Source organism: Pandoraea faecigallinarum (assembly GCF_001029105.3).
In the GTDB taxonomy this organism is placed as follows: domain Bacteria; phylum Pseudomonadota; class Gammaproteobacteria; order Burkholderiales; family Burkholderiaceae; genus Pandoraea; species Pandoraea faecigallinarum.
This window is the reverse complement of sequence record NZ_CP011807.3, coordinates 4,606,463-4,619,381: the sequence shown is the minus strand read 5'-3', so window position 1 is coordinate 4,619,381 and position 12,919 is coordinate 4,606,463. Positions and strand designations below refer to the sequence as shown.

Annotated in this window: 12 protein-coding genes; 2 read left to right on the top strand and 10 right to left on the bottom strand. The window is 64.8% G+C overall.

What is annotated here, in order from left to right:
• Window positions 1–10: 10 nt before the first annotated feature.
• From AB870_RS20295 to rpe, 5 genes are all read right to left on the bottom strand, one after another.
• Window positions 11–1,084 carry an HlyD family secretion protein gene (locus AB870_RS20295; RefSeq protein WP_047906073.1) on the bottom strand — a complete coding sequence of 358 codons (1,074 nt, stop codon included), beginning with the start codon at window positions 1,082–1,084 and terminating at the stop codon, window positions 11–13.
• Window positions 1,085–1,103: 19 nt separating this feature from the next.
• On the bottom strand, window positions 1,104–2,594 hold the full coding sequence (locus AB870_RS20290) for an efflux transporter outer membrane subunit (RefSeq protein WP_047906072.1): 1,491 nt from the start codon (window positions 2,592–2,594) through the stop codon (window positions 1,104–1,106).
• A 394-nt stretch (window positions 2,595–2,988) separates the two neighbouring features.
• Entirely contained in the window at window positions 2,989–4,494 is a 1,506-nt protein-coding gene (trpE, locus tag AB870_RS20285) for an anthranilate synthase component I (RefSeq protein ID WP_047906071.1), read from the bottom strand.
• A 408-nt stretch (window positions 4,495–4,902) separates the two neighbouring features.
• Window positions 4,903–5,619: a phosphoglycolate phosphatase gene (locus tag AB870_RS20280; protein WP_047906070.1), complete on the bottom strand. Its 717-nt coding sequence runs from the start codon at window positions 5,617–5,619 to the stop codon at window positions 4,903–4,905.
• Complete coding sequence (gene rpe, locus AB870_RS20275; protein ID WP_047906069.1) at window positions 5,616–6,296, bottom strand: ribulose-phosphate 3-epimerase; 681 nt, start codon at window positions 6,294–6,296, stop codon at window positions 5,616–5,618. Before rpe ends, AB870_RS20280 begins: the two co-directional genes overlap by 4 nt.
• Before the next feature lie 329 nt (window positions 6,297–6,625).
• Between rpe and apaG the strand changes: the two genes are divergently transcribed.
• The gene (apaG, locus tag AB870_RS20270; RefSeq protein WP_039393382.1) at window positions 6,626–7,000 is read left to right on the top strand and encodes a Co2+/Mg2+ efflux protein ApaG; all 375 of its coding nucleotides are present in this window, start codon (window positions 6,626–6,628) and stop codon (window positions 6,998–7,000) included.
• Between the two features lie 27 nt (window positions 7,001–7,027).
• Here the strand turns inward: apaG and AB870_RS20265 are convergent, their stop codons facing one another.
• A complete protein-coding gene (locus AB870_RS20265; protein WP_053059457.1) occupies window positions 7,028–7,276 on the bottom strand; it encodes a hypothetical protein in 249 nt (82 codons plus the stop codon).
• Here AB870_RS20265 and mltA point away from each other — a divergent pair.
• Window positions 7,275–8,417, top strand: a complete 1,143-nt coding sequence (mltA, locus tag AB870_RS20260; RefSeq protein ID WP_053059456.1) for a murein transglycosylase A — start codon at window positions 7,275–7,277, stop codon at window positions 8,415–8,417. The genes AB870_RS20265 and mltA overlap by 2 nt on opposite strands.
• A 105-nt stretch (window positions 8,418–8,522) precedes the next feature.
• On the opposite strand, the gene AB870_RS20255 is transcribed toward mltA, so the two are convergent.
• The 4 genes from AB870_RS20255 to paaG form a co-directional block, all read right to left on the bottom strand.
• A complete protein-coding gene (locus tag AB870_RS20255) occupies window positions 8,523–9,989 on the bottom strand; it encodes an IS1182 family transposase (RefSeq protein ID WP_053059455.1) in 1,467 nt (488 codons plus the stop codon).
• 102 nt (window positions 9,990–10,091) lie between these two features.
• Entirely contained in the window at window positions 10,092–11,387 is a 1,296-nt protein-coding gene (gene paaK, locus AB870_RS20250) for a phenylacetate--CoA ligase PaaK (protein WP_047906067.1), read from the bottom strand.
• Between the two features lie 88 nt (window positions 11,388–11,475).
• On the bottom strand, window positions 11,476–11,934 hold the full coding sequence (gene paaI / locus AB870_RS20245; protein ID WP_418303973.1) for a hydroxyphenylacetyl-CoA thioesterase PaaI: 459 nt from the start codon (window positions 11,932–11,934) through the stop codon (window positions 11,476–11,478).
• A 201-nt stretch (window positions 11,935–12,135) separates the two neighbouring features.
• Window positions 12,136–12,918 (bottom strand): 2-(1,2-epoxy-1,2-dihydrophenyl)acetyl-CoA isomerase PaaG, encoded by a 783-nt coding sequence (paaG, locus tag AB870_RS20240; protein ID WP_047906066.1) that lies wholly within the window; start codon window positions 12,916–12,918, stop codon window positions 12,136–12,138.
• Window position 12,919: the final 1 nt, after the last annotated feature.

Here is a 12,919-nt window from a genome sequence, read left to right as displayed (position 1 = left end):
GATGCACGGCTCACTGCGGCAGCTTCGTGCGCAATTGGGCCGGCCATTCGGCCTTGCTGTCGGTCTTCACCCACGCGACCCCGGGCAGGCCGGTCTTCACGAGTTTCAGATGCTGTTGCAGCAGTTCGGGCGCGATTTGAGCACGCACGCGGAACATCAGCTTCTGGCGCTCGCTTTCCGTTTCCACGGTCTTCGGCGTGAACTGCGCGGTGCTCGAGACGAACGAGATGCTCGCGGGAATGACGAACTGCGGCGCGGCGTCGAGCACGATGCGCGCTTCGGCGCCCATGGCGAGGCGTCCGGCGACGGCTTCGGGCAGGAAGAACGTCATGTACACATCGGACAGGTCGACGAGGTTGAGCACCTTGCCGCCGGCGGCAAGCACCTCGCCCGGTTGTGCCACGCGGTACTGCACGCGAGCGTCGCGCGGGGCCTTGAGTTCGCTATCCGTGATGTCGGCTTCGATCCGGTTGATGGTGGCCTGCGCGGCTTCGACCGTGGACTTCGAGCCGGTGACCTGTGCGTTGGCTGCCTCGACGGCGGACTGCGCCGCCGCGACTTGCGCCTTGGCGGCGGTCACGGCGGCCTGGGTACTGCGCACGCGCGCGCGGTCGTCGTCGAGTTCCTGCACCGACGATGCGCCCTCCTTCGAGAGCGTTTCGGAGCGCGCGAGCCGGCGCCGGGCAGCGTCGAGTTCGGCTTCGCGTGCGGCGACATTCGCCTGTGCCGTCGCCTTGTCCGACAGACGCGCGGCTGCCTGGGCCTGAATCGCCGCGACATTCGTCACGGCCTGCTGGTATTGCGCACGCGCTTCGTCGCGCTGCGCATTGAGCGTGTCGATCTGCATCCTGGCGAGGACCTGACCTGCCTTGACGAAGTCGCCCTCGCGCACGTAGATGGCTTCGACACGTCCGGCCATCTTTGTCGCGACATCGACTTCCGTCGCTTCGATACGCCCGTTGCCGCTGGCGAAGCCGTCGCCCGGACCGGCGTTGCTGTAGGTCTTCCAGCCATACCAGCCCAGTGCGATCACAACGAGTATGACGAGGGCTGGAACGAGTTTCTTGGCGTTGGGAAGCGTCATGTCTTGTGACCTCTTGAATTTATTGGACGGTCTGCGCTGTGTTCGGGGTGTTGGCCGCCGGTGCGGCAGGTGTCGGTTCGACAACGCGCGGCGTGCGCGCGAACGGACCGGCAGGGACGCCGGCCGCGGGCATGAGGCGGCTGCCACCGCCGAGCGCCGCGTAGAGCGATACCCGTGCCGAGAGCAGCGCGCGGCGGGTCTGAACCGTCTGTTGTTCGATGGCGAGGAGATCGCGTTGGGCGTCGAGCACTTCGAGGAATGCCGCCGCACCGTGGTCGTAACGCAGTTTTGCCAGACGCGCGCGCTCGGCCTGTGCGTCCTGCGTCGCTTGCAGGATCGTCACCTGATCGGCCAGCCATCGGCGTGCGCTCAGGGCGTCAGCCACGTCGCGGAATGCGCCCTGAATCGTCTTCTCGTAATTCGCGACCGACTCCACGCGGCGCGCTTCGGCCAGATCGAGATTGTTCACGAGACGCCCGCCCTGAAAGATCGGCAGGTTGATGCTCGGCGTGAACGACCATGCGGCGCTGCCCGCCTTGAACAGGCCATCGAGCGCGCTGCTCGCCGTGCCGACGGAGCCGGTCAGTGTGATCTGCGGAAAGAACGCCGCACGCGCCGCGCCGATATTCGCGTGCGCGGCGCGCAGTTGATATTCGGCTGCAATGATGTCGGGGCGGTCTTCGAGCAGCGACGAGGGCAGGCCGGGGTCGAGATCACGCATGAGACTGGCGTCGTCGGCCATGCGGTCAAGCGCCTGCGGCGAGGTGTCGATGGGTATGCCGACGAGCACCTGCAACGCATGCGCCTGCGCGGCGCGTTGCTGCTGGAGCTGTGTGACGAGCGCGCGCGCCTGCTGCCAGAGCGTAGTGACTTCGGTGAGATCGAGTTTCGACGTCGACCCGACCTGTTCTCGCCGCGTAAAGATCCGCAACGATTCGGCGCGGCTGTCGACGGTCTGCTGCGCGAGAGCAATGCGCTCGTCGTATTCGCGAAGACTCAGCCACGTCTGCGCGACTTGCGAGATCAGGCTCAGTTCAAGCGCCCGGCGCGACGCGTCGGACGCCAGGTAATCGTCGAGCGCGGCGTCTTTCAGATTGCGGATGCGCCCCCAGAAGTCCAGCTCCCACGTCGATAGCCCCAGACCGACCTGATACTGGCTGCTGATGTAGGGGTTGCCGGTGAGACTCAGGTCGCCGGGCAGGCGCTGACGTGTGCCGCTTGCGCCGATGCCCGCCGACGGGAAGAGATCGGCGCGTTGAATGCCATACACCGCGCGCGCCTGCTCCACACGCGCGAGTGCGACGCGCAAGTCGCGGTTGTTGGCCAGCGCGGTCTCGATGAGACTGCGCAACTGCGGGTCGGCGAAGTACTCGCGCCAGTCGAGGGCGGATGCCGGCTGGGGGGCGACCGTGGACGGCGTGGCCGGCGTGACCGATGAAGGGCCGGCGTCGGACGTCCAGATATTGGCGACAGGCGCGGCTGGGCGCTCGTACGTGGGCGCCATCGACATACAGCCGCCGAGCAGGATAGCTATCCCCGCGGCCGCGATACCGCTGACGGCGGTGACAGACTTTGTGGGGGCAATGGGTGCCCGGCGCGTCGCATGGGTATTCGCGGCGCCGGAACGCATACGTGGATTGCATGGTTTCGCCATAGAAGCTTCGACCTCCCGACGGACACCTAACTATATCGCGGGTGACGTCAATTGGCGTATACCGGAGTGGTCGAAAAAAGCGAACGGTTGTGCTAAATCAACAAAGGCCCCGAATCGACTGGAGCATCGATTCGAGGCCTTTCGGCGATGGCTTCACATGCATGCAATATGCGTGGTGCTGTCGCGTTTCAAACGGCAACGTGCTTCACATTGGTGCAACGGTGCACCGGGACGAGCACACCGGGATGCATCAGTACTCGGCGTCGAGTCCGTCCTGCACCTGCTCGGCGGCGCGTAGCACGGCGCGGGCCTTGTTTTCCGTCTCCTGCCATTCGGATTCGGGCACCGAGTCGGCCACAATGCCAGCCGCTGCCTGCACATACAGATTGCCGTCCTTGACGACGCCCGTGCGAATCGCGATGGCCACATCCATTTCGCCGCCGAACGACAGATACCCGACGGCGCCGCCGTACAGGCCGCGCTTGACCGGCTCCAGTTCATCGATGAGTTCCATGGCGCGAACCTTCGGCGCGCCGGTGAGCGTGCCGGCCGGGAAGGTGGCGCGCAGCACGTCGATGTTCGACAGCCCCGGTTGCAGGCGACCTTCCACCGAGCTTACGATGTGCTGCACGTGCGAGTATTTCTCGATGATCATCTTGTCGGTCACTTCGACGGTGCCCGTCTGCGCAATACGGCCCACATCGTTGCGCGCCAGATCGATGAGCATGACGTGTTCGGCAATTTCCTTCGGGTCGCCAAGCAACTCCTTCGCCAGTTCGGCGTCGCGCTCGGGCGTCGCACCGCGCGGGCGTGTGCCGGCCAGCGGCCGAATCGTCACGATCTCCTGCTCGCCGTCCGGCGTCTGGCGACGTTCCTGACGCACGAGGATCTCGGGCGAAGCGCCGACGACCTGGAAATCACCGAAGTTGTAGAAGTACATGTACGGCGACGGGTTGAGCGAGCGCAGCGCGCGGTAGAGCGAGAGCGGGGCGTCGCGATACGGCTTGATGAGGCGCTGGCCGACCTGCACCTGCATCAGTTCGCCGGCGGCAATGGCCTCCTTGGCTTTGGCGACGGCGGCCAGATAGTCCGGCTTGGCGAATTCGCGGAAAGTCTCGGTGCGTACGCTGCCCGAGGTGACGGGGGCGTCGACCGGCGCTTTCAACCGGGCGCGCAGTTCACGCAGACGCAGACGCGCCTTCGAATAGGCTTCAGGCTGCGTGGGATCGGCGTAGACGATGAGATAGAGCTTGCCCGTCAGATTGTCGATCACGGCGAGTTCTTCCGTGAGCAGCAATTGAATGTCGGGCAGATTCAGATCGTCGCGCGGCGTGGTGTGCGCGAGTTTCTTTTCGATATAGCGCACGGCGTCGTAGCCGAAGTAGCCGGCGAGGCCGCCGCAAAAACGCGGCATGCCCGGGCGCAGCGCCACTTTGAAGCGCGCCTGGAACTGGGTGATGAATTCGAGCGGATCGCCCTCGTGGGTCTCGACGACCGTGCCGTCGCGCACGACTTCGGTTTTCGGACCGAAGCTGCGCAGCAGTGTGCGCGCCGACAGACCGATGAAAGAGTAACGGCCGAAGCGCTCGCCCCCGACGACGGATTCAAGCAGGAAGGTGTTGGCGCCGCGCCTGTCGCCCTGCGCCAGCTTCAGATAGAGCGAGAGCGGCGTGTCGAGATCGGCAAAGGCCTCGGCGATCAACGGGATGCGATTAAAGCCTTGATTGGCCAGCGATTTGAATTCGAGTTCGGTCATGATGCACTCTGCCTGCAGGTTTGTTGCCGGCGGGCGGTCCCGCAGAATCGGCGTGGATTGGCGTTGAGAATACCTGAGTCGTGTCGGGGAGGCGGGTGTGCTGACCCACGTCGAGCCGCAGCGAACGCGCGCGCATGGGCGATGCGAGCAACAGCAAGCTGCGATGTGTCTCGACGAATCGGTACGCCGCGGGAAACGGGAAACGGTGCGCCGATCAATGACTTCTTGGGAACAACAACGATGCAAGAAACGGGTTGCCGAAGACGAACTCCGGCGGTCCCGGCCACCCCTTGGGAAGGGTTCAGCAGGACCAGCGTCGCCAGGGCCAGGCCCCCCGGTCGATCACGCTAAGACTCCGTTTCTTGTTCAGGAACATTGCGCTTGAATGCAGTGTGGAAGACGGCGAATTCAACTCGCCAGTGTGGACGCCGCTTTGGGCAGAATCGCCCGGGCAGCGCCCAGAATTGAGGCGACTATACCATCCGTGTCGATCGTTTGTATAGATTCGCCATGGTTGTAGCCGTAGGGCACGGTGAGCGAGCGGCAGCCTGCCGCGCGGGCGGCCTGCGCGTCGTTGGCCGAGTCGCCGATGAGCACGGTTTGACTCGGCGAAACGCCGAACGCCTCGCACGCCTTGACGAGTGGCATGGGGTCCGGTTTGCGCCGGGGCCACGAGTCGCCGCCGTACACGAGGTCGAATTGTCCGGCGAGGCCGTAATGTTCGAGCAGCGCAACGGCAAAGCGGTGCTGCTTGTTGGTGATGCACGCGACAGGCAGGCCCGCTTCCCGCAAGGCCGCGAGGCCTTCGCGCACTTCCGGGTAGAGCGCCGTGTTCTCGCCGTTGATCGACGTGTAGACGGCTTCGTACTTGTCCTGCGCGCGCTCGAACAGCGCGTCGATATCGCTTTCCGGGAAACGTTCGGCGAGCGTCTTGCGCACCAGATTGGCGGTGCCTTTGCCCACGAACGTCATCAGTCGCTCGACGGGCACCGGCGCGGCGTCGAGATCGGCCAGCATGGCGTTCAATGCGACACCGAAGTCGCCGGCGGTGTCGACGAGCGTGCCGTCGAGGTCGATCAGCACGGCGCGGATGCCATCGAGCTGGAGATGCGGATTCTGGATCATGCGACGCTCGCGAGTTGGGCGCGCATCTGGTCGATTACCGCCTTGTAGTCGGGTTTGCCGAAGATCGCCGAACCGGCCACGAAGGTGTCGGCGCCGGCAGCCGCGATTTCCGCGATGTTCTCGACCTTCACGCCGCCGTCGATCTCCAGACGGATTTCACGACCGGTCCCGGCCGTGTAGGCGTCGATTCGTGCGCGCACGGCGCGCAGTTTGTTGAGCGCTTCCGGAATGAACGACTGACCGCCGAAGCCGGGGTTGACCGACATGATGAGCACCATGTCCAGGCGGTCCATCACGTGATCCAGATAGTGCAGCGGGGTGCCCGGGTTGAACACGAGGCCGGCCTTGCAGCCGTTGTCGCGAATGAGGCCCAGCGTGCGGTCCACGTGCTCGGAGGCTTCCGGATGGAACGTGATGAGGTTGGCGCCGGCCTTCGCGAAGTCGGGCACGATGCGATCGACCGGGCGCACCATCAGGTGCACGTCGATGGGCACGTCGACGTGCGGGCGGATCGCTTCGCAGACCATCGGGCCGATGGTCAGGTTGGGAACGTAATGGTTGTCCATCACGTCGAAGTGGATCCAGTCGGCGCCCGCCGCCACGACGTTACGGACTTCTTCGCCCAGCCGGGCAAAGTCGGCGGACAGGATGCTGGGGGCGATACAGAATTGCGTCATGGCGGGGCAGGGGAAGGCGTCAAAAGCGATATTTTAAAGCTTTCGCATGACGCCTGCCCGCAGTGTGTCGGATTGACCGGACGGGAAGCCCCGATGCAACGCTGCGCGAGACGGCGCCGGGACGGCGCGGCAGCGAGCCATGGGAGACCCGCGCGGCGAAGTGCGGGGTGTTTGCCGGTTGCGACCCGCGACGACTTGCCGCAGAATGCCTTGCAAAACGGGACAGCGCTTGCGTTTTGCGCCTGTCACGATGGCGCAAGCCACTGCCGTCTTGCACGGTACCGACCAGAACGACATCAGAGAGCCCGCATGCGCTACAGGAACACCCGATGAGCCAGTACGAATTTACCGTCACCGTGCGCCCGCAATACCTTCCGGAACAATCGGAGCCGGACCGGCGGCAGTTTGCGTTCGCCTACACGATCACCATCCGCAACAGCGGCGAGGTGCCGGCGCAGTTGATCTCGCGTCACTGGGTCATCACCGACGGCGACAACAAGGTACAGGAAGTGAATGGGCTGGGCGTTGTCGGCCATCAACCGTTCCTCCAGCCCGGCGAGCAGTTCGAGTACACGAGCTGGGCGATGGTCGCGACGCCGGTGGGCACCATGCGCGGCGAGTACTTCTGCGTGGCGGAGGACGGCACGCGTTTCGAGGCGCCCATCGCCGAATTCGCGCTGACCATGCCGCGCACGCTGCACTGAGCCGGGTATGCGCGCAACGACGGGGCGTCAGCGGCGGTCGTCGGACCAGTCTTCCCGCTTGAGCGGATCGTCCGGTGCGTGCGGGCTGCGCGGATCGGTCGAATCGATCGGACCGACGGTATCGCTCGGCATGGGCCGGGCCGTGCGCGTCTGGCGAGCCCTGCGCCTGGGCGACGGTTTACGTCGCAAGACCACGATAGCGGCAACGATCACGATTGCCAGCAGGACCTCCGGCAATACCAGCAAGGCCGGATATTCATCGAACAGATTACTCATGACGCTTTTCCTGAACGTGTTCGGGCGGTGGCGCGCTGGCCGGGGCCTGGCGCTCGCCGTGTTTGCCGTATTGCTCTATGGTTGTTCGAGTGTGCCTCCGTCGACCCCGTCCCGTCCAGGCGTGCCGCCGTCGAACGTGGCAACGCCCCCTTCCGGTGCGGGACGCATGCAGGCGGTCTCGTGGGGGGACGTCGAAGGCTGGCAGGACGACTCCCTGATCGGGGCGCGTCTCGCGCTCGCGCAAACCTGCGTGAAGCTGGGTCGCCAGATCCGGTGGCAGCCGGCCTGCCGCGCGTCCGAGCAACTCGACGACCTCGACGCCGCGGCCGTTCGTCAATTCTTCGAACAGTACTTTACGCCGTTCCGCATCGCGAACGCCGACGGCACGCAGACCGGCCTGATCACCGGTTACTACGAACCGCTGCTGCACGGTTCGCGCGTGCGCGGCGGCGTGTACCAGACGCCGCTCTACAAGTGGCCCGCCGGGCGCAAGCCCGGCACGCTGCCGGCGCGCGCCGAGTTGATGCGCAGCGGCATCCTGCGCGGCAACGAGCTGGTCTATGTGGATGACCCCATCGAGGCCTTTTTCCTGCAAGTGCAAGGCTCGGGACAGGTGTTGCTCGATGACGGCACGGTCATGCGCGTGGGCTACGGCGGCAACAACGATCAGCCGTACAAGTCGATTGGCCGCTGGCTGATCGATCGGGGCGAGATCACGGCGGCGCAGGCAACGATGCAGGGCATTCGTGCATGGGCGCGGGCCAACCCCTCGCGTGTCGATGCGCTGCTCGACGTGAATCCGCGTTTCGTGTTCTTCCGCGAGATGCCGAATCACGGCGTGGGAGGGATCGAAGGACCGATCGGCGCGCTGGGGGTGCCGCTGACGGCGGAGCGTTCGATTGCCGTCGACCCGGCGTCGATTCCATTGGGCAGCCCCGTGTTCCTGTCGACCACGCGCCCGCCATTCGGTCCGCAGGCCAATTCGCCGATCAATCGTCTGATGTTCGCGCAGGACACCGGAAGTGCCATCAAGGGGGGCGTGCGCGCCGACTTCTTCTGGGGGCTGGGTGACGAGGCGGGCGACCTCGCCGGCCGCATGCGCCAGAGCGGCAAGATGTGGGTGTTTCTGCCGAATCAGTAAGCGCCGGCGTTAGGCCGGCGCCGACCCGCAAAGAAAAAGCCCGCGGCGTCGCGGGCTCAGATTGCTGACGAACCCCTCGTTTTTCGGAGCGAGGGGTTTTATCTTTTAGGCAAGGGCGAATGGGCAGCGTAAGGGCGCGCACATTGAGAGACAAGCCCTCAGGACGCTCATGAGCCACCGAAACGGGCGCCAGAGGTACGAGCGCTCGCCTGCACGCGCCCGTAGGCGCGCCACCAGCATCGCAATTTTCTTGATGTTCTGCGCCGCCGCAGCCAACAAGCACTGCTCGGCCACCTTGCGCAGCCCGCGCATGCGCGCATAGCGATGCCCATGCAGTTGCTTGGCATCGGCAAAGCTGCGTTCCACCGTCTCCTTGCGCCGCGCGTAAATGCGTCGTCCCCACTCGCTCAGCCGCCTCGCGTCCACCCGCTGCTTGGCGCGCTCCCAGACGTGGCGCGTCACCACCTTCACCGCGTTGGCACTGTTCGTGCACTGCGCTCGCACCGCGCAGCGCCGGCACATCCGAGCATCGGATTTGTATTCCCGATAGCCGAGCCGGTTAGTCGTGCTGTACGGCAGCGCCTGTCCCTGCGGGCACACGTACTCGTTGCGGTACGCGTCGTATTGGAACTGCCGTTTGTAGAACAGCCCCGGCTTGTGGTTCGGCGTGCGATAGCCCATCACCCCGGCAATCTCCCGCTCCTCGAGCCCCTGGCACACCGCCGGCGTGAAGTAGCCAGCATCCAGCCCCACCGCTTCCACCTTGAACTCGAAGCGCTCGCGCTGTCGATCCAGCCGCTCCAGATACGGCTGGCTGTCGTGCACCGAGGCCGGCGTCACATGCGTATCGGTAATGATCGCGTGCTTGGCGTCCACCGTGCGGTGGTCCAGATAGAAGAAGCCCTTCGGCTTGTCGTCCCGCACCATGTAGCCGCTGTCCGGATCGGTCCGGCTGATCTTGGTGTCCTTGCTCGACGGCGGCTCATCGTCGCCCCGATTCAGCGGCTTCTTGCCATGCGCGGCCCGGTCCGCATCCACTGCCGCATTGAGCTTCTCCAGATAGGCCGCAGGCGTCTGTTCCAGCTTTACCACGTCGAACTTGTTCTTGTTCGCATTGGCCTTCAGGTGCGTGCTGTCGGTGTACAGCACACGGCCATCGACCAGACCACGGCCCATCGCCTGGCGCACGATCTCGTCGAAGATCTCCTGATACACCGTCGTGTCCGTGAAGCGTCGGCGGCGATTCTGCGAGAACGTCGATGCATCCGGCACCTTGTCGGTCAGCCGAAACCGGGCGAACCACCGGTAGGCGACGTTGACCTGGACCTCGCGCATCAACTGCCGCTCACTGCGCACCCCAAACAGGTAGCCGATGAACAGCAGCTTGAACATCACCACCGGATCGAGCGCCGGACGACCGTTGTCTGCGCAGTACAGATGCGCGACCTTTTCGCGGATGAATTCGAAATCCACTGCCGCGTCGATCTGGCGCAGCAGGTGGTCCTTCGGCACGAGTTCCTCGAGCGTCACCATCTCGAGTTCGTGCTGCGTGGGCGTCGGGATCTTTAGCATCCTGCTATTAAAAAACAAAACCCTCGCACTTGGCGAGGGTTTGTCAGCAATCTGAGCCCGCGGCGTCGCGGGCTTTTTCATGTCGACGGGGATCGATGTCGCTTAGCGCGGGCGCTTGTCCACGACACGGCGAGCCTTGCCTACCGAGCGCTCGATGCCGCCGACCGGCTTCACACGCACCGCACACGACACCCCAATGAGCGTCTTGATGTCGCGCTTGAGTTCGCCACCCGCTGCTTGCAGCGCCGCGGTGTCCTCACAGCCGACGGCCGCTTCGACCTCCACCGCCATCGTATCCATCGGGCCTTCCTTGTCCAGAATGATCTGGTAGTGCGGGGAGAGGACCGGCTGACGCAGCAACAGTTCTTCGATTTGCGAGGGGAACACGTTCACGCCGCGAATGATCATCATGTCGTCCGAGCGGCCCGTGATCTTCTCCATGCGGCGCATCGTGCGCGCCGTGCCCGGCAGCAAGCGCGTGAGGTCGCGCGTGCGATAACGGATGATGGGCAGCGCTTCCTTCGTGAGCGAGGTGAACACCAGTTCGCCGAACTCGCCGTCCGGCAGCACTTCGCCGGTCTCCGGATCGATGATTTCGGGATAGAAGTGATCTTCCCAGATGGTCGGGCCGTCCTTCGTCTCGGCACACTCGCACGCCACGCCCGGGCCCATCACTTCCGACAGCCCGTAGATGTCGACCGCGTCGATGCCCATGCGCTTCTCGATAGCCGTGCGCATGTCGTTCGTCCACGGTTCCGCGCCGAAAATGCCAATGCGCAGCGACGATTCGGCGGCCACGATGCCCTGGCGCTCAAGTTCGTCGGCAATCGCGAGCATGTAGCTCGGCGTGACCATGATGATGTCCGGCTTGAAGTCCTGGATAAGTTGCACCTGCTTCTCCGTCTGGCCGCCGCCAAACGGGATCACCGTCAGGCCCGCACGCTCCGCACCGTAGTGCGCACCGAGGCCGCCGGTGAACAGGCCGTAACCATAGCTGATGTGCACTTTGTCGCCGCGACGTGCGCCCGAAGCGCGGATCGAGCGCGCGACCAGATCGGCCCACGTGCTGATGTCGTTGGCGGTGTAGCCCACGACCGTCGGTTTGCCCGTCGTGCCCGAGGATGCATGCACGCGCGAAACCTGTTCCATCGGAACCGCGAACATGCCGAACGGATAGCTGTCGCGCAGGTCCTGCTTCGTCGTGAATGGGAACCTGGCCAGGTCGGCCAGCGAGGTCAGTTCGTCCGGGTGGACGCCGGCCTCTTCGAACTTCCGGCGGTACACCGGCGAGTTCTCATAGGCATGCCGCAGCGTCGTCTTCAGACGGTCGAGCTGAAGGGCGCGCAGTTCGTTGAGGCTCGCTTTCTCGATCGGCTCGAGCGGCAAGGCGGTGGTCATGACTTGTCTCCTTGGGGACTTGCTTCTTACGCTTGTTACGCTTCTGTCTTGCGAGGCCGTGCGCGGCCTCGCGTGTTGCTCGGGCGTGTCAGACGACGTTGCCCTTGATCTGGGCGGACTTGCCGCGGAACATCGCCACGATTTCCCCGGCGCTGTTCGTCAACCGGATGTCGTAGATGCCGTGACGGCCCGAGAGCACCTGCTCCTGCGCTTCCGCGGTGAGCGTGTCGCCGCCCGAGACCGGCTTCAGGAACTCGATGCTGCAACCGGCCGCGACCGTGACGACGTTGTAGCTGTTGCAGGCGAACGCGAACGTCGAGTCGGCCAGCGTAAACATCAGGCCGCCGTGGCAGATGGCGTGGCCGTTCAGGAACTCGTCGCGGATGCGCATCGACATGCGCGCGTACCCCGGGCGCACTTCCTGCAACTCCATGCCGAGCCACTGGCTCGCACGGTCCGTGCTGTACATCGCCACGCCCGTGGCATGGGCGAGTTCTTCCGGCGTCATTTCGCTGACGGCCTTCGTGGCCGTGGAGGTCTGGCTCATCGGGGGCTCCTGAGTGTCTCTGATCTTGTTATGTCGTTGGTCTCTCGCGCGGCGCGTGGTCCTGGCGTCCGGTGTTGCGTCGCTGCTGTGTTCGGCGTTTCCGTGGCGGTTCTGTGGCGATTCTGTGGCGGTTCCGCGGTCCGGTTTTTCTTCGGCTCGCTTTTCGCCTGGTTCAGGCTCGTTCAGCCGAGTTCATGATGTTCAGCGGCCCTCGAACTTCGGGGCGCGCTTCTCGAGAAACGCGTTCACGCCTTCCGCATAGTCGTAGGAGGCCCCCAGCGAGCGCTGTCCGTCGCGCTCGAGATCGAGTTGCTGATCGAGCGTGTTGGTCGTCGACGCGTAGAGCGCTTCCTTGATGGTAGCGAGCGCCTTCGTCGGTTGCGTGGCCAGTTGCGTCGCCAGCTTCTGCGCTTCGGGCAGCAAGGCGTCGTCGTCGACGCAGCGCCAGATCAGGCCCCACTGCTCGGCTTGCTCGGCCGAGAGCTTGTCGCCGAGCATCGCCAGCCCCATCGCACGCGCCATGCCGATGCGTTGCGGCAGGAACCACGTACCGCCGGTGTCGGGCACGAGACCGATCTTCACGAAGGCCTGAATGAAATTGACGGAGGCTCCCGCAAGTACGATGTCGCAAGCCAGCGCCAGATTGGCACCGGCACCGGCGGCGATACCGTTCACGGCGGCGATCACCGGCAGCGGCATCGCACGCAGCCTGCGCACCAGGGGATTGAAGTTCTCGTCGATCAGCGCGCCGAGGTCGGTCGACGCGCCCGGCGTGAAGTCCAGATCCGCCAGATCCTGACCGGCGCAGAAGCCGCGTCCGGCACCCGTCAGCACAATGGCGCGCGCGCCCTGGGCCTGTGCGGTGTCGAGGGCGTCGCGCAACTCCGCATGCATTTGCCGCGTGAAGCTGTTGAGCTTCTCGGGGCGATTGAGCGTGATCGTCGCAACGTTGTCTTTGAGCGTCAGTTGTACCGTGGCAGTCATC

Coding starts and splice junctions, on each gene's coding strand:
- apaG (WP_039393382.1), top strand. CDS start 6,626: ATGAGCCAGTACGAATTTACCGTCACCGTGCGCCCGCAATACCTTCCG.
- mltA (WP_053059456.1), top strand. CDS start 7,275: ATGACGCTTTTCCTGAACGTGTTCGGGCGGTGGCGCGCTGGCCGGGGC.
- AB870_RS20255 (WP_053059455.1), bottom strand. CDS start 9,989: ATGCTAAAGATCCCGACGCCCACGCAGCACGAACTCGAGATGGTGACG.
- AB870_RS20290 (WP_047906072.1), bottom strand. CDS start 2,594: ATGTCGATGGCGCCCACGTACGAGCGCCCAGCCGCGCCTGTCGCCAAT.
- AB870_RS20280 (WP_047906070.1), bottom strand. CDS start 5,619: ATGATCCAGAATCCGCATCTCCAGCTCGATGGCATCCGCGCCGTGCTG.
- paaI (WP_418303973.1), bottom strand. CDS start 11,934: ATGAGCCAGACCTCCACGGCCACGAAGGCCGTCAGCGAAATGACGCCG.
- trpE (WP_047906071.1), bottom strand. CDS start 4,494: ATGACCGAACTCGAATTCAAATCGCTGGCCAATCAAGGCTTTAATCGC.
- paaG (WP_047906066.1), bottom strand. CDS start 12,918: ATGACTGCCACGGTACAACTGACGCTCAAAGACAACGTTGCGACGATC.
- paaK (WP_047906067.1), bottom strand. CDS start 11,387: ATGACCACCGCCTTGCCGCTCGAGCCGATCGAGAAAGCGAGCCTCAAC.
- AB870_RS20265 (WP_053059457.1), bottom strand. CDS start 7,276: ATGAGTAATCTGTTCGATGAATATCCGGCCTTGCTGGTATTGCCGGAG.
- rpe (WP_047906069.1), bottom strand. CDS start 6,296: ATGACGCAATTCTGTATCGCCCCCAGCATCCTGTCCGCCGACTTTGCC.
- AB870_RS20295 (WP_047906073.1), bottom strand. CDS start 1,084: ATGACGCTTCCCAACGCCAAGAAACTCGTTCCAGCCCTCGTCATACTC.